This is a genomic window from Shewanella sp. SW32 (assembly GCF_025653365.1).
GTDB classification, from domain to species: Bacteria; Pseudomonadota; Gammaproteobacteria; order Enterobacterales; family Shewanellaceae; genus Shewanella; species Shewanella oncorhynchi.
Window position 1 is genome coordinate 99,255 of record NZ_JAKKSJ010000009.1, and the last position, 25,350, is coordinate 124,604.

The 25,350-nt window shown below is 47.2% G+C and carries 21 protein-coding genes; 17 read left to right on the forward strand and 4 right to left on the reverse strand.

Translation table 11 applies throughout. From position 1 onward, the window contains the following. Nucleotides 1–7: 7 nt before the first annotated feature. Genes kdpC through L5M28_RS07145 form a run of 4 tightly spaced genes read left to right on the forward strand, consistent with a single transcriptional unit; the run spans nucleotide 8 to nucleotide 4,799 of the window. Nucleotides 8–607, forward strand: coding sequence for a potassium-transporting ATPase subunit KdpC (gene kdpC, locus L5M28_RS07130; protein ID WP_263202866.1), 600 nt, complete (start codon nucleotides 8–10; stop codon nucleotides 605–607). Between the two features lie 34 nt (nucleotides 608–641). Then, nucleotides 642–1,403: a TorF family putative porin gene (locus L5M28_RS07135; protein WP_263202868.1), complete on the forward strand. Its 762-nt coding sequence runs from the start codon at nucleotides 642–644 to the stop codon at nucleotides 1,401–1,403. A 2-nt stretch (nucleotides 1,404–1,405) separates the two neighbouring features. Beyond that, nucleotides 1,406–4,066 carry a sensor histidine kinase gene (locus tag L5M28_RS07140; RefSeq protein WP_113939544.1) on the forward strand — a complete coding sequence of 887 codons (2,661 nt, stop codon included), beginning with the start codon at nucleotides 1,406–1,408 and terminating at the stop codon, nucleotides 4,064–4,066. Between the two features lie 49 nt (nucleotides 4,067–4,115). Beyond that, on the forward strand, nucleotides 4,116–4,799 hold the full coding sequence (locus L5M28_RS07145) for a response regulator (RefSeq protein WP_028760150.1): 684 nt from the start codon (nucleotides 4,116–4,118) through the stop codon (nucleotides 4,797–4,799). Between the two features lie 171 nt (nucleotides 4,800–4,970). Here the strand turns inward: L5M28_RS07145 and L5M28_RS07150 are convergent, their stop codons facing one another. Further along, on the reverse strand, nucleotides 4,971–5,150 hold the full coding sequence (locus L5M28_RS07150) for a hypothetical protein (protein WP_081729037.1): 180 nt from the start codon (nucleotides 5,148–5,150) through the stop codon (nucleotides 4,971–4,973). Between the two features lie 215 nt (nucleotides 5,151–5,365). On the opposite strand from L5M28_RS07150, the gene L5M28_RS07155 reads away from it, so the two are divergent. The 8 genes from L5M28_RS07155 (at nucleotide 5,366) to L5M28_RS07190 (ending at nucleotide 15,003) form a co-directional block, all read left to right on the forward strand. Next, on the forward strand, nucleotides 5,366–5,782 hold the full coding sequence (locus tag L5M28_RS07155) for a CBS domain-containing protein (protein WP_028760149.1): 417 nt from the start codon (nucleotides 5,366–5,368) through the stop codon (nucleotides 5,780–5,782). Nucleotides 5,783–5,904: 122 nt separating this feature from the next. Beyond that, nucleotides 5,905–9,780, forward strand: coding sequence for an ATP-dependent RNA helicase HrpA (gene hrpA, locus L5M28_RS07160; protein ID WP_411569173.1), 3,876 nt, complete (start codon nucleotides 5,905–5,907; stop codon nucleotides 9,778–9,780). A 603-nt stretch (nucleotides 9,781–10,383) separates the two neighbouring features. Then, nucleotides 10,384–10,542 carry a nitrate reductase gene (locus L5M28_RS07165; RefSeq protein ID WP_028760147.1) on the forward strand — a complete coding sequence of 53 codons (159 nt, stop codon included), beginning with the start codon at nucleotides 10,384–10,386 and terminating at the stop codon, nucleotides 10,540–10,542. Between the two features lie 43 nt (nucleotides 10,543–10,585). Beyond that, nucleotides 10,586–10,843 (forward strand): chaperone NapD, encoded by a 258-nt coding sequence (locus tag L5M28_RS07170; RefSeq protein ID WP_028760146.1) that lies wholly within the window; start codon nucleotides 10,586–10,588, stop codon nucleotides 10,841–10,843. A gap of 2 nt (nucleotides 10,844–10,845) precedes the next feature. Further along, a complete protein-coding gene (napA, locus tag L5M28_RS07175; protein WP_263202966.1) occupies nucleotides 10,846–13,335 on the forward strand; it encodes a nitrate reductase catalytic subunit NapA in 2,490 nt (829 codons plus the stop codon). Nucleotides 13,336–13,345: 10 nt separating this feature from the next. Continuing rightward, nucleotides 13,346–13,831, forward strand: coding sequence for a nitrate reductase cytochrome c-type subunit (locus L5M28_RS07180; RefSeq protein ID WP_028760144.1), 486 nt, complete (start codon nucleotides 13,346–13,348; stop codon nucleotides 13,829–13,831). 8 nt (nucleotides 13,832–13,839) lie between these two features. Continuing rightward, the gene (locus L5M28_RS07185) at nucleotides 13,840–14,427 is read left to right on the forward strand and encodes a cytochrome c3 family protein (protein WP_028760143.1); all 588 of its coding nucleotides are present in this window, start codon (nucleotides 13,840–13,842) and stop codon (nucleotides 14,425–14,427) included. Nucleotides 14,428–14,559: 132 nt separating this feature from the next. After that, nucleotides 14,560–15,003 carry a DUF1801 domain-containing protein gene (locus tag L5M28_RS07190; protein ID WP_263202870.1) on the forward strand — a complete coding sequence of 148 codons (444 nt, stop codon included), beginning with the start codon at nucleotides 14,560–14,562 and terminating at the stop codon, nucleotides 15,001–15,003. Nucleotides 15,004–15,129: 126 nt separating this feature from the next. Here the strand turns inward: L5M28_RS07190 and asnS are convergent, their stop codons facing one another. Then, nucleotides 15,130–16,530 (reverse strand): asparagine--tRNA ligase, encoded by a 1,401-nt coding sequence (gene asnS, locus L5M28_RS07195; protein WP_105252305.1) that lies wholly within the window; start codon nucleotides 16,528–16,530, stop codon nucleotides 15,130–15,132. Nucleotides 16,531–16,680: 150 nt separating this feature from the next. On the opposite strand from asnS, the gene L5M28_RS07200 reads away from it, so the two are divergent. Then, entirely contained in the window at nucleotides 16,681–17,016 is a 336-nt protein-coding gene (locus tag L5M28_RS07200) for a hypothetical protein (protein ID WP_113939548.1), read from the forward strand. A gap of 65 nt (nucleotides 17,017–17,081) precedes the next feature. On the opposite strand, the gene L5M28_RS07205 is transcribed toward L5M28_RS07200, so the two are convergent. Further along, the gene (locus tag L5M28_RS07205) at nucleotides 17,082–17,669 is read right to left on the reverse strand and encodes a CoA pyrophosphatase (protein WP_219233693.1); all 588 of its coding nucleotides are present in this window, start codon (nucleotides 17,667–17,669) and stop codon (nucleotides 17,082–17,084) included. Between the two features lie 31 nt (nucleotides 17,670–17,700). Next, on the reverse strand, nucleotides 17,701–19,113 hold the full coding sequence (gene pabB / locus L5M28_RS07210) for an aminodeoxychorismate synthase component I (protein ID WP_263202871.1): 1,413 nt from the start codon (nucleotides 19,111–19,113) through the stop codon (nucleotides 17,701–17,703). 119 nt (nucleotides 19,114–19,232) lie between these two features. Here pabB and L5M28_RS07215 point away from each other — a divergent pair, with 119 nt between their 5' ends. The 4 genes from L5M28_RS07215 (at nucleotide 19,233) to L5M28_RS07230 (ending at nucleotide 25,185) form a co-directional block, all read left to right on the forward strand. Continuing rightward, complete coding sequence (locus L5M28_RS07215; RefSeq protein WP_263202873.1) at nucleotides 19,233–20,777, forward strand: fumarate hydratase; 1,545 nt, start codon at nucleotides 19,233–19,235, stop codon at nucleotides 20,775–20,777. Between the two features lie 316 nt (nucleotides 20,778–21,093). Beyond that, nucleotides 21,094–23,142: an alpha/beta hydrolase family protein gene (locus L5M28_RS07220; RefSeq protein WP_263202875.1), complete on the forward strand. Its 2,049-nt coding sequence runs from the start codon at nucleotides 21,094–21,096 to the stop codon at nucleotides 23,140–23,142. A 487-nt stretch (nucleotides 23,143–23,629) separates the two neighbouring features. Continuing rightward, complete coding sequence (locus tag L5M28_RS07225) at nucleotides 23,630–24,088, forward strand: GNAT family N-acetyltransferase (protein ID WP_263202876.1); 459 nt, start codon at nucleotides 23,630–23,632, stop codon at nucleotides 24,086–24,088. 161 nt (nucleotides 24,089–24,249) lie between these two features. Beyond that, nucleotides 24,250–25,185 (forward strand): M14 family metallocarboxypeptidase, encoded by a 936-nt coding sequence (locus tag L5M28_RS07230; protein ID WP_263202878.1) that lies wholly within the window; start codon nucleotides 24,250–24,252, stop codon nucleotides 25,183–25,185. Nucleotides 25,186–25,350 lie beyond the last annotated feature (165 nt).

Consider the following 25,350-nt stretch of genomic DNA (forward strand, 5'->3'; position numbering starts at 1 on the left):
GACAGTAATGAATTCAATCGTATATACCACTAAAACCCAGCATGCCGTTATGGGATTGAGAGCCAGTCTCGCCCTGTTATTTGTGTGTGGCGTTGTCTATACCGGCACTGTGACTCAGCTCGGTGGCGCTTTATTTCCCGTACAAGCTAAGGGCAGTGTGATCCACAGGGATAATGTTGCTATGGGTTCTGAGTTCATCGCTCAGCCATTTGTTAATCCAGCCTATTTTTATAGTCGGCCAAGCGCTGTCGGTTACGATCCTATGGCGACAGGTGGTAGTAATCTTGCACCGAGTAACCCGGCGCTACGTGAACGTGTGATGGCAACAAGCCAAGAAATCCAAGCCAGAGAATCCGTTCAGGCCGCTGATATCCCTGTGGATTTACTCGCCACATCGGGGGCGGGAATGGATCCTCATATTTCACCCGCAGCAGCCAAACTGCAAGTCGCGCGTGTGGCTCAGGCTCGACAGTTAGCAGAAACACAAGTGTTGACCTTAGTGGCGCAATTTATCGAACCACCGCAGTGGGGCATTTTTGGGCAAGCGCGCGTCAATGTACTCAAGCTCAACCTCGCTCTCGACCAGATTGCTAAACACGCTCAATAAAACAATATTCTACTGAATTTAAGGATAAATTTTTATGTTACCGATTAAGTCAGCTCCTTGTTCGCACCTCTGTGCGGGTGTGATGATGGCATTATCTTCATTCTCTATGGGCGCGCTTGCCAGCACTGAGACTCATGGGGGCAATGCCTCTTGGCAGAGTCAAGGGAGTGTGATGCTCATCAGTGATTATGCGTTTCGCGGTATTTCTCAAACTGATGAAGGACCTGCAGTTCAAGCAGGGTATACCTTAAGTCATGATTCTGGCTGGTATGGCTCGCTTTGGGGCAGTAACATCGAATTTGGGGATGGAAGTTTAGAACTCGACTTGTCCGCTGGCTGGGCCAAGGATTGGGATAATGGATTAACAACGGACCTAGGCGTGATACGTTACCAATACTCGCAGGACGATACTGACCTGAGTTATAACGAAATTTATGCTGTGGTAAGCTACGCCGATGCTAAGTTAGGGCTGGTTTATTCTCCTGATTATTTTGGCGAGAATGTGGACGATTTTCAGTATGTTTACGCCAGTTATGAACCGCAGCTGTTCTCTAATGTAAGTCTAGTACTGCATCTTGGGAGCAATTTTTTTGCTTCTCAGCAAGATATGGCACTGTTTTTAGGTTCTATGGCCGCAAGCAATAGCCACTATTTAGATTGGCGAGTTGGGCTGAACCTCAATATGACTGAGCAGGATGTGTTGAGTGTCGGTTATGTCGATACGGATTTATCGCAGAGTCAGTGCCAGTCCCTGTGTGATGCGCGCTGGATAGTGAGTCTTTCAAGGAGTTTCTAATCGTGGTACCAATCAGTCAAACACAGCAAGCCAATGCGCTCTTAAGTCAGATACAGCAAAATGATAAAGGTAAACTGACGGTTTTTCTTGGGGCGGCACCTGGCGTGGGCAAGACCTATGCAATGCTCAGTGCGGCAAGGGAAATGGCCCAGCAAGGTGTCGATTTGCTGGTTGGACTGGTGGAAACCCATGGGCGTGCCGATACCGAGGCCATGGTAGCGGGTTTTGAGGTATTGGCACGTAAACCCATTGATTATCATCATAATCGTTTAACGGAATTCGATCTGGATGCGGCGCTGCTTCGTCGGCCTAAGCTTATCTTAGTCGATGAGTTGGCCCACACGAATGTCCCCGGTAGTCGCCATAAACGGCGCTATCAAGACGTCGCAGAATTATTAGCTGCGGGCATTGATGTCTATACCACAGTCAATATCCAACATTTGGTCAGTTTGAATGATCTGGTTTTGCAAATTACTCAAGTGCGGGTACGGGAAACCGTCCCCGATCGCTTCCTTGATGAAGCCCATGAAATTATATTTGTTGATTTACCGCCATCAACACTCATCGAACGCTTACAGCAAGGCAAAGTTTATCTGCCAGAGTATGCTCGCTCGGCTTTAGATGCTTTTTTTTCGGTCTCGAATTTGACTGCACTGCGCGAATTGGCAATGAAAAAAGTCATAGAGCGAGTCGATGCAAAACTGATTTGTGAACTCGATGCCAAAGCACAGGGAACGGATTTTGTTCTCAAAGACAGATTGCTGGTTTTAGTGAGTAACAGCAGTGATCATCAGTATTTGATCCGCATAGGTCGGCAGATTGCCGAGCGGCGGCAAATTCCTTGGTTAGTGCTTTGGGTCGATACCGGCAAAGCGCTGGGCCTTTATCAGCGGAAAAGGTTAAATGAGGCCTTTGCCTTAGCGAAGGAACTTGGCGCGCAGACTGAAGTATTACGCGATACGAGCAGTTATCAGGCCATTTTACCTTACATAGCCCTGCATCGAATTAACACAGTATTAGTCGGCGCAGGTGTGAAACGCACCTATCCTTGGTGGCGTAAAAGGCTGTATCAACGCTTGATTGAGTCTGGTTTACCTGTTGAGGTGAGTGTCTATCACGCACCCGAAAACCAAATGCAAGTACGAGATCCCATTACGCCTAAAGCCAGTTTTGGTGATCTTCGAGGCCATATTCTTGGGCTGATTGGCGTGGTGGTTATTTTTCCGCTGGTGGCATTTTTAGATACTTGGCTCAGTAATGGCAATCTGGTGTTGTTATATGTTTTCTTGATTGTCAGCATTGGTTTAACCTATGGCGCTAGGCCTGCCATGGCAACTGCGGTGTGGTCTTTTTTCAGCTTTAATTTCTTTCTTACTGATCCCAAATTTACTATGAATGTAAATAGTCAGGATGATATTGCCACTTTAATTTTTTTGATGTGTATAGGGCTTATCAGTGGACCGGCGGCATCTCGGATCCGAAATCAGTTTATTTTACTGCGCGAGTCTAATCGTTATGCTGAAACCTTAAAAGATGTTGCCCAAGAATTATCGGTTGCCGATGATGAAAAAGCCCTTTGGCAAACGATAGGGCGCAAGATTGCTGGTTCAGTGAATGCCGATTGTTATATTGTTTTGCAGCGTAAAGATGGTCAGCGATCCTATTTACCGCTGCTGAATACGCCATTTAACGACCTTGATTTAGCCGCAATCGATTGGACCTTGCGCCATGGGCAAGCGGCGGGGCGTTTGAGCGATACCTTGAGCGCATCGGGTGTGAGTGTGTTCCCCATTGAACTAGAAGGTACGACGATTGGCGCGGCGATTTTAGATTGGCAACCTACGGTCAACGAACTCAGTCCGTTTGATAGAGAGCTTATTCTGGCCATGTTACAGCAAGGCGCTAATACATGGCGGCGTATTCAGTTAGTGTCAGATCTTGAATCGGCACGGGTGAAAACAGAAATTGAGCAGTTACGTTCCGCATTATTATCGTCAGTGTCTCACGATCTAAAATCACCACTCTCAGCCATGATGGGGGCGGCGGAGAGCTTAAAATTATTGAATAAACAATTGCTAGAGGCTGACCGCAACGAGCTACTTGATACTATTTTGCAAGAAAGCCGTCGCTTGGACAGCTATATCCAAAATCTACTCGATATGACACGCCTGGGTCATGGCACTTTGAGCATAGAGCGTGATTGGGTTTCGGCAGATGACATTATTGGCAGCGTACTTGGCAGGCTTAAACGCTATTTCCCTAATGCAATCGTTGAATATCACAGAGAAAAAGAACCCCCACTCCTATTTGTGCATGCGGCGCTGATTGAGCAAGGATTATTTAACATTCTAGAGAATGCTGTTCGATTTTCACCACCAGAAGAGCCTATTTGTATTGAATTGACCATTTCTAATCACCGTTGCTGTATTGCCATTGAAGATAGAGGGCCAGGGATTCCCGCCAGCCATAGGGATCAAATTTTCGATATGTTTTATGTGGTTGCCGATGGCGATCAGAAAAAACAGAATACAGGTATGGGGCTGGCTATTTGCAAAGGCATGATAGCTGCACACGGCGGTAGTGTTCGCGTTACCGATTGCCTACAGGGGCAAGGTACTCGTTTTGAAGTTGAATTGCCGTTAGACTATCCCGTTCCTGGCTAATCATTTTTAGCCAAAATATCCTTAATAAACCACAGAATGGACTAGAGACGTGGCAATAAAAATCGTGGTTATCGATGATGAGACCCAAATACGCCGCATGCTGCGGATTGCACTCACCAGTGAGGGCTATGACGTTACCGAAGCTGAAAATGGTCAGCAAGGGCTCGCAGCTGTCGCTCGACAGCAACCTGAATTAGTTATTTTGGATTTAGGCTTGCCGGATATGGAAGGCCATCAAGTGCTACAGGAGTTACGGGGATGGTCCGATGTTGCTGTGATTGTATTGTCGGTTCGCAATCAAGATAAAGAAAAAGTCGCAGCATTAGATGCAGGCGCGCAGGATTATGTGACCAAACCTTTTAGTGTGGAAGAGTTACTGGCAAGGGTGCGGGCGATTTTAAGGGACCATATCAAACCTGAAAAATTACCCATATTAGATGACGGCAAGTTGCAGATTGATTTAAGTCGCAGGCTGGTTAAAGTTGATCATCAAATTGTTGAACTCACACCCAAGGAATACGCAGTATTGTCTAAATTGGCGTCGTCACCTAACTGCGTTGTCACTCAGACTCAGTTGCTCAAAGAAATTTGGGGACCCGCTCATACAGAAGACACACATTATCTACGAATTGTGGTCAGTCACTTAAGGCAAAAATTAGGCGACTCCCCGAGTGAACCTCAGTATGTGCGGACTGAGCCCGGTGTGGGTTATCGCTTTTATATCGACTTATAGCTTGTATCAATAGCGAATTTAAATGCGTTGGAATGACAAGTAAAATGATCACCGAAGACGGATGGTATTATCTGCCGCCATTGAAGCTCAATCGGATACTTGCCTGATTTCAGTTTGTAGTGTTCGCTTCAGTTAACTCTAAGTTGCTCTTTCTGGCTGCCTTTGTTGGCGCTATTTTTGTCCTGTTAGCTCTTGTTGACATTGGATTATACCAATCGTATTAAATATCTGTTCATTCAGCGGGAGTTCAACGCGCTTTAGACAAGGCGAAGGCTTGAAGGCATAGTGGTGCTCTGTCGAAAGCCTTAAACGCAGTATAAAGCGCGTTGAAACCCGCCCTTCGGGAGGCACACAGGCATCCCACTCCCGTGTTGCATAGACTTAAAAGGGAATAACCATTTCTGCGTCAATGCGCCTTGGATTGAGATGCCTGTGAGGCTCTGAACTGATTAGATATTTAATGTGATTGGTATTATGCACTAGATAAGCCCAATCGATATAAATCGCACATTCTTGCCGATATTTTGACTAGACTACAAACGTAGGGTTAATTCGAGGGAAAGACTATGGACTTAATTAAAATCCGCGACCATATGGATCGTCAGCCCGTGTTGCTGCGCGCTAATATGTCGCTTGCGACTGCGGTCGAAAAGCTGTTAGATAATAATAAAATGGGCGCAGCAGTGGTTGATGATACGGGCGATTTGGTGGGCTTTTTATCCCAGCAGGATTGTTTGGCTGTGATGATTAAAAGTAGCTATCACTGTGATATGACCTCAGTGGTGAAGGATTGCATGCGCACTGAAGTGCTGTTCGTTGGGCCAGATGACAGTATTTTGCAGCTCGCCGAACAAATGCTAGGGCCTAAACCTAAAGTGTATCCAGTGGTTGAACATGGCAAAGTAATTGGCACGATTAATCGCACCAATGTGCTCAAAGCCATGAATATCTATATGCAACAATGTTATCTGTCACCGGTTTAATTTAAGTCGAGCCAGTGCGAAACTGACACGCCATATACTGAGTGCAGAGTAAATTAGCAATACCATTACGCCACTTTCCTTGCTAGGATCGCCGTTTTTGATGCTAGCAATGGAATTTGGATTTGAACTCAGACAAACATCCGCTATCGAACGCCTTTCTTAATCTTTGTTATCAGAGCGACGCGTCGCGGATCCGTCGTCGTTTATTTAAGCTCAATAAAGAAGCCGACTCAGATAAAAAGACCCAAGTCTTAGCTCAGCTGAGCGAGCAAGCGCAGGCGGCGTTTGAGAAGGTTGAGCAGCGCCGTAACGCTCGCCCTAAAATCCACTATCCTGAAAACCTGCCTGTTTCCTTGATGCGCGATGATATTGCACGCGCGATTGCGGGCAATCAAGTGGTGATCATCGCCGGTGAAACGGGCTCGGGCAAAACGACCCAGTTACCTAAAATCTGTTTGGAATTAGGCCTAGGTTGCCGTGGCATGATAGGCCACACCCAGCCACGACGTTTAGCAGCCCGCAGTGTGGCGAGCCGAGTCGCAGAAGAATTACAAAGTCCGCTCGGTGAAGTGGTTGGCTTTAAAGTGCGTTTTGCCGATGCACTTAAGAGTGACTCTTATATCAAGTTAATGACCGACGGTATTTTACTGGCGGAATTAACCTCCGATCGCAATCTTGATCAATACGATACCATCATCATAGATGAGGCCCACGAGCGCAGCCTCAACATCGATTTTATTCTGGGCTACCTCAAACAAATTCTCAAAAGACGCCCCGATCTCAAAGTTATTATCACGTCGGCGACCATAGATGTTGAGCGTTTTTCTAAGCATTTCAACAATGCACCTATTATCGAAGTGTCGGGCCGTACCTTTCCGGTCGAAACCCGTTACCGACCCTTAGTACAAGATAGCGATGCCGATTTAGATCAAATCGAAGGTATTTTTGCCGCCGTCGATGAACTGGTGGCCGAAGGGCTGGGCGATATTCTGATCTTTATGAACGGCGAGCGGGAAATTCGCGATACGGCCGAGCAATTGAGTCGGCGTAATTACCGCGATACCGAAATTTTGCCGCTGTACGCGCGTTTATCTTACGGTGAGCAGTCTAAAGTCTTCAGTAGTCACAGAGGTCGGCGGATTGTACTCGCGACCAACGTGGCGGAAACCTCGTTGACAGTCCCCGGCATTCGCTACGTTATCGACCCAGGTACGGCGCGTATCAGCCGTTATAGCTATCGCACTAAGGTGCAACGTTTACCGATTGAACCTATCTCGCAGGCGAGCGCCAATCAACGTCAAGGCCGTTGTGGACGTGTAGGGCCGGGTATTTGTATTCGTTTGTACGATGAGGCGGATTTTAATAATCGTCCGGCGTTTACCGATCCTGAAATCTTGCGCACTAACTTGGCTTCGGTCATTTTGCAGATGCTCGCCATCGGTTTGGGTGATATCGCCGGTTTCCCCTTTATCGAGCCACCCGATCCACGCCATATCCGCGATGGTTTCCTGTTGCTCGAAGAATTACAAGCGGTTGAGAGCAAACACGGCAAGCTAGTGCTGACACCACTTGGGCGCAACTTGGCGCAAATTCCTGTGGATCCGCGTTTGGCGCGTATGGTGGTCGAGAGTCAGCAGTTAGGTTGTTTGAACGAAGTGTTAGTGATTGCCGCGGGCTTATCGATTCAAGATCCCCGCGAACGTCCGATGGAGAAGAAGCAAGCCAGTGATGAAGCCCATCGCCGTTTTGCCGATCCCAGTTCCGATTTCGTCAGTTGGATAAACCTGTGGCAGCACTTAAAAGATCAACAAAAAGAGTTATCTGCTAGTCAGTTCCGTAAAAAGTGCCGCGATGAATATTTGGCCTATTTGCGCGTTCGCGAGTGGCAGGATTTATACGCCCAGCTTAAACAAGCCGTGCACGATTTAAAGTGGCGCTTAAACGATACGCCAGCCAATTATGACAGCTTGCACCGCGCGCTCTTATCGGGCTTATTGAGTCATGTTGGTTTTAAAGATAACAATAACGAGTACTTAGGTGCCCGTAATCGTAAATTCTTTGTGTTTCCCGGTTCGCCACTGGCCAAAAAAGGCCCTAAGTGGATCATGGCGGCTGAGCTTACCGAAACCTCACGCCTATTCGCTCGCTGCTGCGCCAAAATCGAACCTGAATGGCTAGAGCCCTTAGCTGCTCATTTGATCAAGAAAAGCTATGTTGAGCCCCATTTTGAGGCAAAACCTGGCAGCGTTATCGCCCTTGAGAATCAAGTGCTCTACGGCTTGACGGTTGTGCACCGCCGCAAAGTGCAATACGGCCCCATCGATCCCGTTGAAGCGCGTGAGATTTTTATCCGCAGCGCTTTGGCAGAAGGGCAGTTACAGACCCAAGAAGCATTTTTTGTCGCTAACCAAAAGCTGCTCGAAGACATTGAATCCCTCGAGCATAAATCCCGTCGCCGCGATATTTTGGTGGACGAGCAAGTGTTGGTGGACTTTTACGAGCCGCGGATCCCGGAAGGGATTTACAACGCCCAGCTGTTTTTTGGCTGGTGGAAGAAGGCCAAGCGCGAGCAACCGGATTTACTCGATTTCAGCAAAGCGCTGTTAATGCAGCGCAATGCCGACCATATTTCGACCTTGGATTTCCCCGATACGTGGCACAAGGGCAATTTGCGCCTGCAGCTAAGTTATCACTTTGAACCCGCGGCGGCGGATGATGGTGTGTCGGTGCACATTCCGGTGGCGCTACTTAATCAAATCGACGATAGCGATTTCGATTGGCTAGTGGCAGGGCTAAGGGAAGAAAAGTGCATCGCACTGATCAAATCTCTGCCTAAGAGTTTACGACGCAACTTTGTGCCCGCGCCTGACTATGCCCGCGCTTGTGTGCAGGCCATGGTGCCTTTTAGTGCCAGTTTGCTTGAGGCCATGTGCAAGCAATTGCTGCGCATGAGTGGCACGCGTATATCGCCGGAAGATTTTGATTTAACGCAACTGCCTGCGCATTTGCAGATGAACTTTAAAATCGAAGATGATAAACACAACTTAGTGGCCGAAGGTCGGGTGCTCGATACCTTAAAAGCCGAGTTGCAGGGCGTGGTGGCTAAGGCCATTCGTCAGGTGGCGGATAAGGGCATAGAGAGAGAAGCGTTAACTGAGTGGTCCTTTGGCGATTTGCCACAGCAGTATCAGCAGCAAAAAGGCAATTACCAAGTGCGGGCGTTTCCGGCGCTGATCGATAAAAAAGACAGTGTTGCGATCAAATTATTTGATGATGAATTTGAAGCCTTAGATGCCCATCGCCAAGGTTTGCGACGGTTATTGCTGTTAAACATTCCATCACCAGTGAAACACTTACAGCAAGCTTTGCCGAATAAGGCAAAATTGGCGATGTATTTCAATCCCTTTGGTCAAGTACAAATCTTGATTGATGACATTATTGCCGCCGCTGTGCAGCAATTGTTGGATGAAAAAGCCCTCGATGTGCGTAATCAAGCCCAATTTGAGCAGGCAAAGGACTGGGTTCGCCAAGAACTCAACCCGACCGCCGAGCAAATTGCCTTGAAGGTTGAGCAGATTTTGACCTTATACCAGAGCATTAAAAAGCGTCTTAAGGGCAAAATTAGCTTAGATATTGCCTTTGCTATGAGTGATATTCAAAGCCAATTAGACAAGTTAGTGTTTAAAGGTTTTGTCGAATCCTGTGGCTGGAATCGGTTAGCCGATGTGGCGCGTTACTTAAAAGCGATTGAAATCCGTGTCGAGAAGTTGCCCGTTGATCCGACCCGTGACCGTTTGCATATGCAGAGCATCAACAAGGTTCAAGAAGCTTTAATCGCACAACTGGCTAAAGTACCGCGTTCTATGCCGACACCGCCTGCGTTAATCGAGGCGCGCTGGATGATTGAAGAGTACCGTGTCTCTTGTTTTGCACAGGTGTTAGGCACGGCTTATCCGATATCTGAAAAGCGCATTTTGAATCATATTCAACAGGTTTAATAGACTGATTTAAGGTCGAGCTGAGCGTCTTTGTCCGATTGATGTAACAATAACGCGATCAAAAAATGACTAAATAAACCGAGAAAACTAACTATTTTCTCGGTTTTTTATTTTCCCTATGCTTACTCTGCTCACGCGATATACCTCCAGTGATGCGCCATAAAATGAGCGCTTTTTTGGGTGGCAGCGATGCTTTTATGCCGAATATCTTTCTTTTGGGATCAAGTCGTTATCTCGCATGTTTTTACACCTTTCTACTGCCTACTCCTTTATGAATACTCAGGTTTTTTTGGCGGGTTTTCTGTTGTTTTCTCGTAGTGATTTATCCATTTCAGTCGTTTATTAATCATAAAATCAATTCAATCATCTAATTTGTAATTGTAAAAAACGTTTAAAAACTGAGATCTGACGAATACTCACATCAAATTGATGATCTGGATCAAGCATCATCCGCTTTACCAATTTGGAGGTATACATTTTGTTAACAACTAAAAGGTATGATCGCTTCGTGATCCAAAGATGCAATAGATATACATAAAACCTGCCGCTGGCGATTTTTTGCAGCGCATTCAAAGTGGCAGGAACACACCTCTTGGAGGATGCATGAGTGCTAGCACCGCAGAAGAAAAATCCTTAGAACTGAAAATCTTTATCTTTTTAACCGTGTTTCTCGCACCGTTATTGTCCGTACTACTGGTCAGTGGTCTGGGCTTTGCTATTTGGTTCAGCCAAATTTTGACGGGTCCACCGGGCGCTGGTTAAACGTAACATCATCAAATAGTTAAAAATAAGAGTGGAATGTCGGATGAGCAAAGAACTCCATATCACCAGTTTAGTGGTGCAGGTCTTACCGCAGAAAATGGCAGATGTTAGACAACAGATAATGACCATTGAAAATGCCGAACTTTCCGTCAACAACGAAGTGAAATTGGTCGTCGTGATCGAAGGCGAGACGCAACGCGCCTTGATGGACAGTATCGAAGCGATCAATGCCATTCCGGGCGTGTTATCAGCCACTATGGTTTACCACCAGAGTGAAGTGCTCGAAGAGGGTGAAGAATGAATATGAACAGACGTGACTTTATCAAGGCCAATGCGGTGATTGCCGCTGCAGGCGCCGCTGGTTTAGCCTTGCCCGCAGGCGCAAGCAACTTAATTACCAGCTCAGAACAAACCAAATTAGAGTGGAATAAAGCCCCATGCCGTTTTTGCGGCACGGGCTGCTCTGTGATTGTCGCAACTCGCGACGGCAAAGTGGTTGCCACCCATGGCGATGCCAACAGTGAAGTGAACCGTGGGCTCAACTGTATCAAGGGCTATTTTCTATCGAAAATCATGTATGGCAGCGATCGCTTAACCACGCCTATGTTGCGGATGACAGATGGCAAATACGACAAGCACGGTGAGTTTTCGCCCATCAGTTGGGACAGTGCTTTCGACATCATGGCGCAAAAATGGAAAGAAACCATTAAAGCCAAAGGGCCAACTGCTGTGGGCATGTTTGGCTCGGGCCAATGGACTGTGTGGGAAGGTTATGCTGCCGTTAAGTTGATGAAAGCGGGTTTTGGATCGAATAATATCGATCCGAATGCGCGTCACTGTATGGCGTCAGCTGTGGTCGGGTTTATGCGCACCTTTGGTATCGACGAACCTATGGGTTGCTATGACGATATGGAAGCCGCCGATGCCTTCGTCCTTTGGGGCTCGAATATGGCGGAGATGCACCCGATCCTCTGGAGTCGAGTGACTGACAGACGTCTCAGTGCCAGCCATGTAAAAGTGGCCGTGTTGTCGACGTTTGAACACAGATCCTTCGATTTGGCCGACTTGCCGATCGTGTTCACCCCGCAAACCGATTTAGCCATTTTAAACTACATAGCTAACTACATCATTCAGAATGATAAAGTGAACTGGGACTTCGTGAAGAAACACGTTAACTTCCGTCAGGGCACAACAGATATTGGTTATGGTTTACGTCCGACACATCCCCTTGAGAAAAAAGCGAAAAATGTTAAAACGGCGGGGGATTCAACCCCAATTGATTTTGAGACATTTAAAGCCTTCGTGGCGGATTATAGCGTCGAAAAAGTCAGTAAGTTGTCGGGCGTACCCGAGGATAAACTGATTGCGCTGGCCAAGCTGTATGCCGATCCCGACATCAAAGTGACCTCATTTTGGACCATGGGTTTTAACCAACATACCCGAGGTGTGTGGTGTAACAACCTGATTTATAACATTCATCTCTTGATGGGTAAAATTTCAACCCCAGGTAACAGTCCATTCTCTTTGACGGGTCAACCATCAGCCTGTGGCACGGCCCGTGAAGTGGGGACGTTTTCCCATCGTTTACCCGCCGATATGGTCGTGACCAATCCTGAGCACAGAAAGCATGCCGAAGACATTTGGAAGATCCCAAGCGGCATTATTCCACCTAAACCCGGTTATCACGCCGTCGAGCAAAACCGTCGTCTAAAAGATGGCGACTTAAATTGTTACTGGGTGCAAGTGAACAACAATATGCAGGCGGGCCCAAACATCAATGAAGAAGGTTTACCGGGTTACCGTAACCCTGCCAACTTTATCGTGGTGTCCGATGCCTATCCGACGGTTACAACTCAAGCGGCCGATTTGATATTGCCCACCGCTATGTGGGTGGAAAAAGAGGGCGCCTACGGTAACGCCGAGCGCCGTACTCAGTTCTGGCATCAAATGGTGCAGGCACCGGGTGAGTCCCATTCGGATCTGTGGCAATTGATGGAGTTTGCGAAACGTTTTACCACAGACGAAGTCTGGCCTAAGGATGTATTAGCGGCGAACCCTGAGTTCAAAGGGAAAACCCTATTCGAAGTCCTGTATCAGAACGGTAATGTTGATAAGTTCCCACTTGTGGATGCCGATCCTAAGTATTTGAACGATGAGGCTAAACACTTTGGCTTCTATGTCCAAAAAGGCTTATTTGAGGAATATGCGACCTTTGGCCGCGGCCATGGCCACGATCTCGCCCCATTTGATGTTTACCATGAGGCTCATGGCCTACGTTGGCCTGTGGTCGATGGTAAAGAAACTAAGTGGCGCTTCCGTGAAGGCACAGATCCTTATGTTAAAGCGGGTAAGGGCTTTGAGTTCTACGGTCATCCCGATGGTCGTGCGGTTATTTTCGCGCTGCCCTATGAACCTGCCGCAGAAGCGCCCGATGAAGAATATGATATCTGGTTGTCGACGGGTCGAGTATTGGAACACTGGCATTCGGGTTCTATGACCCAACGTGTGCCTGAGCTATATCGTGCCTTCCCCGATGCCGTATGTTTTATGCACCCTGAAGATGCGAAAAAACGCGGTCTGCGCCGTGGCGATGAAATTCGCGTTGTGTCCCGTCGCGGTGAAATTAAGACCCGAGTTGAAACCCGTGGCCGCAATAAACCGCCCGTGGGTTTAGTGTTCGTGCCTTGGTTTGATGCTAGCCAGCTCATTAATAAAGTTACTTTAGATGCGACAGATCCCTTGTCAAAACAAACTGACTTTAAAAAGTGTGCGGTGAAGATCGTCAAGGTTTAAGGAGAACACGATGAAAACCCTAAAATTAGTCTCAGCGATCGGTTTATTGGTATTTGGCTCATTCATCATGACAAGTGTGTCTGCCGCCAGTATTCCCGAAGATAAAATTGATACCCTGCGCCAAGCGCCTATCAATGTCGAGCCTACGCCACCTGCGATGCAAAGTGTGCGTAATACCGATGTGAAGGAAGTGCGCAGCTATCCTATGCAACCACCGGTGATCCCACACAAGATCGACGGCTATCAGCTTGATCTTAAAGTGAATAAGTGTATGGCTTGCCATGCTCGTAGCCGCATTGGGGACTCGCAAGCGCCTATGGTCAGCGTCACGCATTTTATGGACAGGGACAATAACTTCTTAGCCGAGTTATCGCCGCGCCGCTATTTCTGCACTCAGTGTCATGTGCCGCAGTTAGATGCCAAGTTACTGGTCGAAAACGACTTTGTGGATATGGAACATCTGATCAAAGCCAACACTGAGCAGAAAAAACACTAGGAGTTAGCATGTTAGATAAACTGAAAAAAATCTGGCAGGTACTCAATCGTCCGAGTGTGCATTACAGTTTAGGTTTTTTGACCTTAGGTGGTTTTGTGGCTGGGGTGATTTTCTGGGGCGGGTTTAACACTGCCCTAGAAGTGACCAACCAAGAAGCTTTCTGTATTGGTTGCCATGAGATGGAAAATAACGTCTATCAAGAGCTACAGACGACGATTCATTTCACTAACCGCAGTGGCGTGCGGGCGACGTGTCCTGATTGCCACGTACCGCATAACTGGACCGATAAAATTGCCCGTAAGATGCAGGCATCTAAGGAAGTGTGGGGTAAGGTTTTTGGGACGATTAATACCCGTGAGAAGTTTGAAGATAAGCGTCGTGAACTGGCAGAACATGAGTGGGCAAGGTTAAAGGCCAATGATTCGCTCGAGTGTCGTAACTGCCATAACTTCACTTACATGGACTTTACTCGCCAATCACCCAGAGCGGCGCAGATGCACTCAACGTCACTGGCAAGCGGCGAAAAGACCTGTATCGACTGCCACAAGGGGATTGCTCATCATCTCCCTGACATGGCCGGAGTGAAGGGGTTTTAATCTAGGGCGCAGTGTTTATCCGTGTGACTTAGCTTTGCTAAGTTAGACAACTCCAGCAAAAGGCCAAGCGTACTCCACGCTTGGCCTTTTTATTTGCACGTCACTTATTTCTTGGATGGATGCTTCAACTGGGTGTTATTCAGTCCGATTAGCGCGCTACAATCGGGCTGGGATAGTCTTGCTTGTATGAGAGGTGAAGAGATCATGATGGAAGAGCAACCGCAACTTGAAAAACTGTTAGAAGATATTTTATGTACCAGCCCTAGTCTGTTTGAAATAGTGCAGGGGGTGCGACAGGAGGTCAAAACTGCCGCTACCACATCGTCGCGGGCCATTACTGAAGCCGTTAAATACGGCGGTATACTCTTTAGCACCAAAGCCAGTTTTGGTGGTGTGTTTGCCTATAAACAGCATGTTTCATTGGAGTTTAGCTTAGGCGCGAATCTTAGCGATCCTCATCAGGTACTCGAAGGCAGTGGCAAATTTCGTCGCCATATTAAGTTGGTGTCAATCGATGATATTGCTGCCAAGCGAGTCGCGGAATATATTGCGCAGGCGTTGAGTCTGGCGGATTAATGGTTGTTTAGCCGCATGATGTGACTAAAACGGACGAACAAAAAAAGGAGCTGAATATTCAGCTCCTTTCGTTTTGCTAAGGCTTAATAGAGATGTCTTAGCTATGTAGTCCCAAGTTAAGGGAGATTAGAAGTTCGCAGTGCGCGGTGCACGTGGGAAAGGGATCACATCACGAATGTTGTTCACGCCCGTCACGTAAGACACTAAACGCTCAAACCCTAGACCAAAACCTGCATGTGGCACTGTGCCATAACGGCGCATATCACGGTACCACCAGTAATCTTCTTGGTTCAGATCCATTTCGGCTAGACGCATATCTAGCACGTCTAAACGCTCTTCACGTTGAGAGCCACCGATGATCTCACCGATACCTGGGGCTAACACGTCCATCGCGGCAACGGTTTTACCGTCATCGTTTAAGCGCATGTAGAAGGCCTTGATATCTTTTGGATAGTTCTTCACTACCACAGGGGCTTTGAAGTGTTCTTCGGCTAAGTAACGCTCATGCTCAGAAGATAAATCGATACCCCAAGACACAGGGAACTCGAAGGTTCTGCCACAGTTTTGCAGAATTTCAACCGCATCCGTGTAATCCACTTGAGCAAAATCGCTTGAAACGAAAGATTGCAGACGGTCGATCACTGTCTTATCAACGTGCTGGGCGAAGAAAGTTAAATCGTCCATACGCTCAGTCAAGACTGCATTGAATGCGTATTTCAACATAGCTTCGGCAAGGCCTGCGATGTCGTTTAAGTTAGCGAAGGCGACTTCAGGCTCAACCATCCAGAATTCCGCTAAGTGACGGCTGGTGTTTGAGTTTTCAGCACGGAAAGTCGGGCCAAAGGTATACACTTTTGACAGTGCACAGGCGTAGGTTTCAGCATTCAACTGGCCTGATACGGTCAGGAAAGCTTCTTTACCGAAGAAATCTTTATCGTAATCGACTTTACCCGCTTCGGTACGCGGCAGGTTTTCCATATCTAAGGTCGATACGCGGAACATCTCACCGGCGCCTTCACAATCTGATGCTGTGATAAGTGGGGTCGATACCCAAATAAAGCCTTCTTCGTGGTAGAAGCGGTGAATCGCTTGGGATAGACAGTTACGCACGCGGGCAACGGCACCAATAATGTTAGTGCGTGGGCGTAAGTGCGCTAATTCGCGTAAATGTTCAATTGAGTGACGCTTAGCGGCCATTGGGTAAGTGTCTGGATCATCAACCCAGCCAGCGACTTCAAGTTCAGTCACTTGCAGCTCAAATGCTTGGCCTGCACCAGGAGATTCCACCACGTCGCCCGTCATTACAACAGAGCAACCCGCAGTCAGCTTTAACACTTCGTTGTCGTAATTATCTAAGCTATTGGGCACGACACCTTGGATAGGATTAAAGCAAGAGCCGTCGTAAACAGCTAAAAAAGAGATGCCGGCTTTAGAGTCACGACGGGTTCTGACCCAGCCACGCACTGTGACTTTAGAACCGACGGCGTGCTCACCTTTAAATACAGATGCGACAGATGCAATGCTCATTGTTGCTTAATTCTCCAACGAAACGTTTTATATGAAAATTTTGGAGGTTTATATTACCTTGCTGGTGGCTTTTCTCAAGCTGAAAAAGGTATCCTGAGGTTAATAATATCGATATTGAGCGATATAGTGAGTTAAACGGCGGGAGGCGGTATGAGCAAGACTAGAATATTTCAAATTATCCTTGCGACCTTATCCATTTTAGGCTGGGCAATAGCCGTCTATGCGCTATTAGTGTTTAGTGATGCAAGGCCTGACCGTGAAGTTGGGGCCTATTTGACCCGTGGTGCGACATTTCGAGTCCATTGGGATCCACATGAAACCCAATTATTGCAGTATTTAATTTGGGTTTGTGGCGGTATTAGTTTGGTCAGTTTAGCGTTTAACTATTATGTCGCCCACCACAGTCGTATGGGTTATTGGTTTAATATTCCCATGTTGCTGTTAACGTCGATTGTCGCCGGTTTGTATATCCATTTGGTGGTTTAAGCTAGCCATTATTTGGCTAATTTAATAGTTTGGCTTTTTTAACGGTTTAGCAATGGCAAGTTAAGTCAGAGGATATCGGCAGGAATGCTTAATTGGCGGCACAGATGGTCGATAATCGCGGCAGTCGCACCCCAGATAAACCGTTGTTGATAGGGAATAAAATGCACGCTGTAATAGCGCCCTTGGCGTAAAAAGCGTTTTTGGTGGCGATTATTCGGTTCAATAAAAAAGCTTAATGGCACGGTAAAGCAATCGGCTACCTCACCGGGATCGAGTTTTAAATCAAATGCCTGCTTGATAATGCCTATCACAGGAGTGATTTCAAACCCTGTGAAGGTATTATGGGCTGGAAACGTGCCCACCACGTCGACGTTATGCCTTGAGAGTCCAATTTCCTCTTCTGCTTCCCTTAACGCGGCCGCAATCGCATCAATATCATAGGGCTCAATTTTACCGCCAGGGAAACTGATCTGCCCCGGATGGGCGCGCAGATGCATCGGTCTTTGGGTTAAAATCAGATTCAGCTCACCGTTAATCTCCAGCAGTGGGATCAACACCGCGGCTTTGCGCAGTCCAAGGTGAGGAAATGCCGCTGGATCTTGCCGCGCTAAAGGGTGCAGATTAAATCTGAGTCTAAATTCCGCTTGATCCATCGACGTTCTCGTGACTGTTTAGTATTAAAGCTTACGGCTTTTGTGACGCAGCGCCAAGCAAAGGTAAAATACGGCTGATCTTATCAAAGGTTTCTTGGTACTCGGCATCCACTTCAGAATCCGCCACTATACCGCCGCCAGCCCAGCAATAGAGTTTGCCCTGTTCGGCCACAATAGTGCGAATGGTGATACTGGTATCCATTTGACCGTCTTGGCTGATATAACCCATAGATCCACAATAAAGGCTGCGCCGTGAAGGTTCGAGCTCTTCGATAATTTCCATGGCACGAATTTTCGGTGCGCCGGTAATTGAGCCGCCGGGAAACGCAGCGCGCAGTAAATCACTTGCCGTGAATCGGCTATCAAGCTTGGCCGTCACCGTACTGACTAAGTGATGCACGGCAGGAAAGCTTTCAATCTCAAATAGATGCGGTACACGTACTGAGCCTGCCGCCGCCACTTTGCCGATATCATTACGCAGTAAATCGACAATCATGACATTTTCGGCGCGATCCTTTGGTGAGTTTGCCAGTGTATTGGCGGCTTTCACATCCAATGCGGGATCGGTATGACGCGGCAGTGTGCCTTTGATAGGTTTGGTTTGAATATCGTCACCGCGAAGCTGAATAAAGCGCTCGGGTGAAATCGATAAAATTGTGTTTTGCGGCAGACGCATAAAGGCCGAGAAGGGTGCTTTATTGGCATTGCGCAGTTGGCTATAGGCTGACCATTCATCGCCTTGATAATGGGCTTCGAATCTTTGGGTTAAATTTATTTGATAGCAATCACCGCTGTGTAAATAGGCTTGAACTGCTGCAAATTTGGCCGTGTATTGGGCTTTGTCTATTTGTGCTGCCCATGGGCTAGTGAGCATGAATGCGGCGGAATTTGGATTTTTGGTGATTTTATCTTGAATTTTATTCAATTCAATGTCGAGTGCCGCTTCACCTAAATAATGCAGTAAATGCCAACACTGGGTTTGGTAATCAAAAACTAACGCCCAGTCGTAAAAGCCGATGTTCATCTCTGGCAGTTGAATATCTTGCTTGGCCGTTATCGGCAGGGATTCAATTCTGCGGCCTAAATCGTAGCTAAAACTGCCCATTGCGCCACCACTAAAGGGCAGAACGCAATCAAAAGATTTTGAATACCAATGGGTTAATAAAGTGTTGAGTAACTCGAAGGGATCACGGTTTGAGTCTATTGCCTCGGGTAAGCTCAAGTTCGTATCGATGAGCTTTATATCGCTACGCTCGCCCTGAGTCACTAACGTTGCGATAGGATTGGCGCAAATGATGTCGAATCTGGCGTCTTGATGCGGCGCGTTCGCCGAATCTAACAGAATTGCCCAAGTGTCATTTGCAAAGTGTTCGAACAGTGCTGCGGTACTTAATGTCCAGTCAAGTTGGCGTGATGCAAGCTGTTTTGACGCCCTAATTGCCATCGATTAACCCTATTCAAAATGTGATGTAGCCCAAAAAGATGTGAAAGAGTATCATATTGGCCCAGAAAGAATTAAACAAAAACAAGTTAGGCCGCAAAGGCTGCTGGAGCGCTCCTACTATGTCATCTCACCATAAAATGTCTGAAACTTCTGTGATTAAACAAGCCGACTTTATTGAAAGTGTGGCGGATGCTTTGCAATACATTTCTTATTACCACCCGAAGGATTTTGTTGATGCCATGAGCCAAGCTTATGAGCGTGAACAAAGTGCGGCGGCGAAGGATGCGATTGCCCAGATCTTAATTAACTCGCGCATGTCGGCCGAAGGTAAGCGTCCTCTGTGTCAAGACACTGGGATTGTGACCACTTTCGTGAAAGTGGGTATGGGTGTCCAATGGGACAAAACTGATATGACGATCCAGGAAATGGTCGACGAAGGTGTTCGTCGTGCCTATACCAATCCTGATAACCCACTGCGCGCATCAATAGTGTCAGATCCTGCGGGCAGCCGTAAAAATACCAAAGATAACACTCCATCTGTGGTGCATATCGACATGGTGCCTGGCAACCACATCGAAGTGGCGATTGCAGCCAAAGGCGGCGGCAGTGAAAACAAAGCTAAGATGGTGATGTTAAACCCATCTGACGATATCGCTGCATGGGTAGAAAAAACGCTACCGACCATGGGCGCGGGCTGGTGTCCACCGGGTATGCTGGGTATAGGCATTGGCGGCACGGCAGAAAAAGCGGCCGTATTAGCCAAAGAAGCGCTGATGGAAAGCGTGGATATCCATGAGTTGATGGCTCGTGGCGCGCAAACGACCGAAGAAAAGCTGCGTTTAGACATTTTTGAGCGTGCGAATAATTTAGGCATAGGTGCGCAAGGTCTTGGCGGTTTAACCACAGTGTTAGACGTTAAAATCAAATCGGTGCCCACTCACGCGGCGTCAAAGCCTGTGGTGATGATCCCTAACTGCGCGGCTACACGCCACGTGCATTTCCATTTAGATGGCTCAGGTCCAGCTGAATTGACGCCACCATCATTGGCCGATTGGCCAGAAATCACCCGTGAAGTGGGTGATGATGTGCGCCGCGTTAACTTAGATACTGTCACTCAAGCGGATATCGAACAGTGGAAAAGCGGTGAAACCATTCTGCTGAGCGGTAAAATGTTGACTGGTCGTGATGCTGCCCATAAGCGCATTCAAAGCCTCATCGAAAGCGGTGAAGGTCTGCCAGAAGGCGTGGACTTTACGGGTAAGTTTATTTACTACGTTGGCCCAGTTGATCCTGTAGGCACTGAAGTTGTCGGTCCTGCGGGCCCAACCACAGCAACTCGTATGGATAAATTCACTGACTTAATGTTAGAGAAAACTGGCTTGATGGGCATGATAGGTAAAGCTGAGCGCGGCCCTGCGACAGTTGAATCGATCAAAAAACACAAAGCGGTATATCTAATGGCCGTTGGCGGCGCTGCGTATTTAGTGTCTAAAGCGATTAAACATTCTCGCGTCGTGGCCTTTGCTGATTTGGGCATGGAAGCGATTTACGAGTTTGATGTGCAAGATATGCCAGTGACTGTGGCTGTGGATTCACATGGCGTGAACGCCCATGAAACGGGTCCAGCAATTTGGAAAGTGAATATTGCCAACGCGAAAGCGTAAAGGTTGGGATGCAGCGGATTGAACTTGATGGCTTTTTAAGCAAAACAGCTTAAGTTTGAGTTCTGATATCAGTTCTTGAGGTAAAACGTTGCGCCACTGACATTTTGTCACAAAAAAATACGCTCAGGTTCGCCATTTGGCTTGCCTGAGCGTTTTTGTTTCGATAGTGTGGCAAGCTTATCTTCGAAAGATACGATCTCAGATCGTTTTTAACATTCGTGCGGTTGCAACTCAGTAGAACTATTGCAATTTCAATAGAACCCTTGCAATGATTGGCGCAACTATCGAACCAGTTTAACCAAAGACGGACATAACAATGAAAATAGCTCCTCTCCTATTGGCGCTCGGCGCTGCGGGACTGGCGTTATCAGCCCAAGCGGCCGATCCAACGCCTTTTACTGTGCAACAACTCATTAAACTCAATAAGATGCACTCTGCGACTGTGTCCCATGATGGCACTAAATTAGTTTATGGTCTTAAAACGGTAAACGATAAGGGAGAGGCCAGCTCGGATCTGTATCTATTAGATTTGATAGACACGAAGGCGAAACCACTACAATTGACCTCTGCAACGGGCACTGAGCACGACGTGAGCTTCGCCAATGACGACAAGTCGATTTATTTCCTTGCCAGTCGCAGTGGTTCAAGCCAGTTATTTCAACTGCCATTAACGGGCGGTGAAGCGGTACAAGTTTCTGATTTACCTTTGGATATTGATGGCTACAAATTATCAAATGACGGTAAACAAGTTGTACTTAGCATGCGTGTATTCCCCGAGTGTAAGGATTTAGCCTGCTCAAAGGATAAATTTACCGCCGAAGCTGAGCGTAAATCGACTGGCCGTGAATACAAGCAGTTAATGGTTCGCCATTGGGATACGTGGGAAGACCACGCCCGTAATCATTTATTTGTGGGTGCGGTAAACGGTGAGAAACTGACTAAAGTGGTTGATGTGACTCAAGGTTTAGACACTGAAACGCCGCCAAAACCTTTCTCGGGTATGGAAGAAGTGACCTTCACCCCAGATGGTAAGTTTGTGGTTTATAGCGCGAAAGCCCCCAGCAAAGATCAAGCTTGGACCACTAACTATGATTTGTGGCAAGTGCCAGTGACAGGCGGCACCGCAACCAACTTAACCAAAGACAATCTTGCATGGGATGCGCAGCCAACATTTTCGAGCGATGGTCGTTACATGGCCTATTTAGCAATGAAAAAACCGGGTTTTGAAGCAGATCGCTACGGCATTATGTTGCGCGATACTAGCACAGGCCAAACCAAAGAAGTGGCGCCATTATGGGATCGCAGCCCAAGCTCACTGATGTTTGCTCCTGACAATCGTACTTTGTATGTGACGGCACAAGACCTAGGTCAAGTCTCTATTTTCCAAGTGAATACCCAATTTGGCGATGTGCGTTCTGTCTACAGTGATGGCACGAACAGTTTAATTGCGGTCACTAACGAACAACTGATTTTCGATAGCAAAACCTTAGTTGAGCCGGGCGATCTCTATAGCATCACCACAGATGGTCAAGGCCTTAAGCGTCTGACCGAAGTGAATAAAGACAAATTGGCCGAGATCAAGTTTGGTAAGTTTGAACAGTTCAGCTTTAAAGGTTGGAATAACGAAGACGTTTACGGTTACTGGATCAAACCGGCGAACTTCCAAGAAGGGAAAAAATACCCAATTGCCTATCTCGTTCACGGTGGGCCGCAAGGTTCATTTGGTAATGCCTTCAGTGGTCGTTGGAATGCCCAATTATGGGCGGGTGCGGGTTATGGCGTCGTCATGGTGGATTTCCACGGCTCTACCGGTTACGGCCAAGCCTTTACGGATTCTATCAGCCAAGATTGGGGTGGTAAGCCATTAGAAGATCTGCAAAAAGGTCTAGCGGCGGTGAGCCAGCAACAAAAATGGCTCGACCCGCAAAACACCTGTGCGCTCGGCGGTTCTTACGGCGGCTACATGATGAACTGGATCCAAGGTAACTGGAACGACGGTTTCAAGTGCTTAGTTAACCACGCGGGTCTGTTCGATATGCGTTCTATGTATTACGTGACTGAAGAAGTGTGGTTCGCAGAGCATGAGTTTGGCGGCACTTATTCAGATAACAAAGCGTTATATGAGAAGTTTAACCCAGTGAATTATGTTGAAAACTGGAAAACACCCATGCTGGTTATCCACGGTGAGAAGGACTTCCGCGTCCCTTATGGTCAAGGTTTAGCGGCATTCAGTTTTATGCAGCGTAAAGGGATCCCATCAGAGTTATTGATTTTCCCTGATGAAAACCATTGGATCTTAAAACCTGAAAACTTAGAGCAATGGTATGCTAATGTCTTCGGTTGGATGGACCGCTGGACGAAATAACCTGAGCTCGGGATAAGCAGAGCCGCTGAATAGGCATCTTTTCGGGCCTCTCTGCGTTGCTCTGTCTAACCATAGCCCGCTATGGCGTACGACAGAGCGCCTTGATATGCGCAAAAATCTGCGCATTCAGTCAGCAAATAGATTTTTCGCTTTAAACGAATAATTTTATACCATTGATTTTATTCGTTAAATTTAGATTTTTCGACACTCGTTATCCCGAGTTCAGGTTAAATAATAACGGCCTATACGTCTATGGGGTTTGCACCGACGAAAGCCCATAGAAGCAAGGCTCGCCCTGATAGGATTATCATCGGCGAGTCATTTAATGCTCAACTGACAATCAAAGTATTTTTAGTCTGTATTTAAACTAAGCGTTTTCTGACCAAGTGTATTTTGATTAAGTGTCTTTTGATTCAGCATCTTAAAAAGCCAGACTTTGTTCTGGCTTTTTATTGTGTCATGAAATGTTTTTAATCAAGGAGTTAAGATGAACATTCGAGCCGCAACCTTAACTGACATCCCTGAAATAAGCGTATTACTCACTCAATTAACCCAAGAGTTTATTGCCCCAACTTGCACTGCAGAGGGCGCTGCAATCTTAATTAATGCCATGTCGATAGAGGCGATTGGTAGCTACTTTGCTATGGGTTATCAGTACCATGTCGCCATAACGGACTCGGGCCAACTCGCAGGCGTAGTGGGGATGAAGGCGAATAGCCACTTGTACCATCTGTTTGTCGCCTCCCATGCACAGGGGCAAGGCGTGGCGCGAATGTTGTGGGAACATGCCAAAGCTCAATGTTTAGCTCAAGGCAATTCGGGCATATTTACCGTGAACTCGGCGCTGAATGCGCAGGCTGTGTACTTAGGCTTTGGCTTTGTGCCCCTTGGACCCGAGCGAGAACGCGGCGGGATCCGTGATATTCCCATGCAGCTAGTGCTTTAGGTTGACTGTACTCATTTATCATCCAAACACGAGCACTATCATTCGACTGAATAGTAATTCAACGAAAAAGCTTGAGCGAAAAGAGTTTGAACGAAAGCACTAGAGTGCAAAGAACTTGAATAAAAAGAACTTTACCGAATAGAACTAAAAATAGAGGAATTATGGCAAATTTAACATTTTATCCCATCGGCACTATAGGCGAAAAATGGGGCGAGGCTGAAAAAGCTGCATGGCTTGCAAGCGCCAAAATAAAGCGTTCGTATCAGGACGATGTCGTGACGCCACTCAAGGCGATGGAAGCTGCACTCTTGGCACTTGGGCTTACCGTTGTGCAATATGGCGCCTTATCGATTAATGCCGATCGTTACCCATTATTTGCGGTAAAAAGCCAGCAGTTTGATCCACAAAAGCCAACCGTGCTCGTGACTGGTGGTGTGCACGGTTATGAGACCAGCGGTGTGCATGGCGCATTGGCCTTTTTAACGAATGAAGCGGCGAATTACGTGCAACGGGTGAATTTAGTGGTTGCCGTATGTGTGAGTCCTTGGGGTTACGAGACCATTAATCGCTGGAATCCAAAGGCTATCGATCCAAACCGTTCATTCTATGCCAACAGCCCCGCAGAGGAATCGGCGGCCTTGATGGCTCTAGTTGCATCCGTAGAGCAAGGTTTTGATCTGCATGTGGACTTACATGAAACCACGGATTCCGATGAATTAGAATTTCGTCCAGCACTTTGCGCCCGTGATGGAAAAGAGTACGTCAAAGGAACTATCCCAGATGGTTTTTATGCTGTGGGTGATACAGAGCACTCAATGGATGCCTTTCAGAAAGCCATTATTGATGGTGTGAGTAAAGTGACGCACATTGCTCCTGCCGATGAGAAAGGCGAGATCATTGGCTCGACTGTGGTGCAGCACGGGGTGATTAACTATCCGCTTAAGTCATTAGGGCTTTGCAGCAGTGTCACTGGCTGTATCTATAACACAACGACAGAAGTGTACCCAGATAGCCCAACGGCCACGCCTGCCGAATGTAATCTGGCGCAGGTTGCAGCCATCACCAGCGCCATTGATTATGTACTGGCACAGCGTTAGTCACAGTTTGTTGTGATGTTCAGCTTAGTGATCGTAAGTGAGTGATGCCCAGTTGAGTTAGCTGCTAGTGAAGTCATTTTGCGTGCGATCGATTAACGCATCGACTCCTTAATTAGGTCATTCACGGAACATCACGCAATAAAAAGCCCTCATTCGAGGGCTTCT

Coding starts and splice junctions, on each gene's coding strand:
- kdpC (WP_263202866.1), top strand. CDS start 8: ATGAATTCAATCGTATATACCACTAAAACCCAGCATGCCGTTATGGGA.
- L5M28_RS07135 (WP_263202868.1), top strand. CDS start 642: ATGTTACCGATTAAGTCAGCTCCTTGTTCGCACCTCTGTGCGGGTGTG.
- L5M28_RS07155 (WP_028760149.1), top strand. CDS start 5,366: ATGGACTTAATTAAAATCCGCGACCATATGGATCGTCAGCCCGTGTTG.
- L5M28_RS07165 (WP_028760147.1), top strand. CDS start 10,384: ATGAGTGCTAGCACCGCAGAAGAAAAATCCTTAGAACTGAAAATCTTT.
- L5M28_RS07170 (WP_028760146.1), top strand. CDS start 10,586: ATGAGCAAAGAACTCCATATCACCAGTTTAGTGGTGCAGGTCTTACCG.
- napA (WP_263202966.1), top strand. CDS start 10,846: ATGAACAGACGTGACTTTATCAAGGCCAATGCGGTGATTGCCGCTGCA.
- L5M28_RS07180 (WP_028760144.1), top strand. CDS start 13,346: ATGAAAACCCTAAAATTAGTCTCAGCGATCGGTTTATTGGTATTTGGC.
- L5M28_RS07185 (WP_028760143.1), top strand. CDS start 13,840: ATGTTAGATAAACTGAAAAAAATCTGGCAGGTACTCAATCGTCCGAGT.
- asnS (WP_105252305.1), bottom strand. CDS start 16,530: ATGAGCATTGCATCTGTCGCATCTGTATTTAAAGGTGAGCACGCCGTC.
- L5M28_RS07200 (WP_113939548.1), top strand. CDS start 16,681: ATGAGCAAGACTAGAATATTTCAAATTATCCTTGCGACCTTATCCATT.
- L5M28_RS07205 (WP_219233693.1), bottom strand. CDS start 17,669: ATGGATCAAGCGGAATTTAGACTCAGATTTAATCTGCACCCTTTAGCG.
- pabB (WP_263202871.1), bottom strand. CDS start 19,113: ATGGCAATTAGGGCGTCAAAACAGCTTGCATCACGCCAACTTGACTGG.
- L5M28_RS07215 (WP_263202873.1), top strand. CDS start 19,233: ATGTCATCTCACCATAAAATGTCTGAAACTTCTGTGATTAAACAAGCC.
- L5M28_RS07220 (WP_263202875.1), top strand. CDS start 21,094: ATGAAAATAGCTCCTCTCCTATTGGCGCTCGGCGCTGCGGGACTGGCG.
- L5M28_RS07225 (WP_263202876.1), top strand. CDS start 23,630: ATGAACATTCGAGCCGCAACCTTAACTGACATCCCTGAAATAAGCGTA.
- L5M28_RS07230 (WP_263202878.1), top strand. CDS start 24,250: ATGGCAAATTTAACATTTTATCCCATCGGCACTATAGGCGAAAAATGG.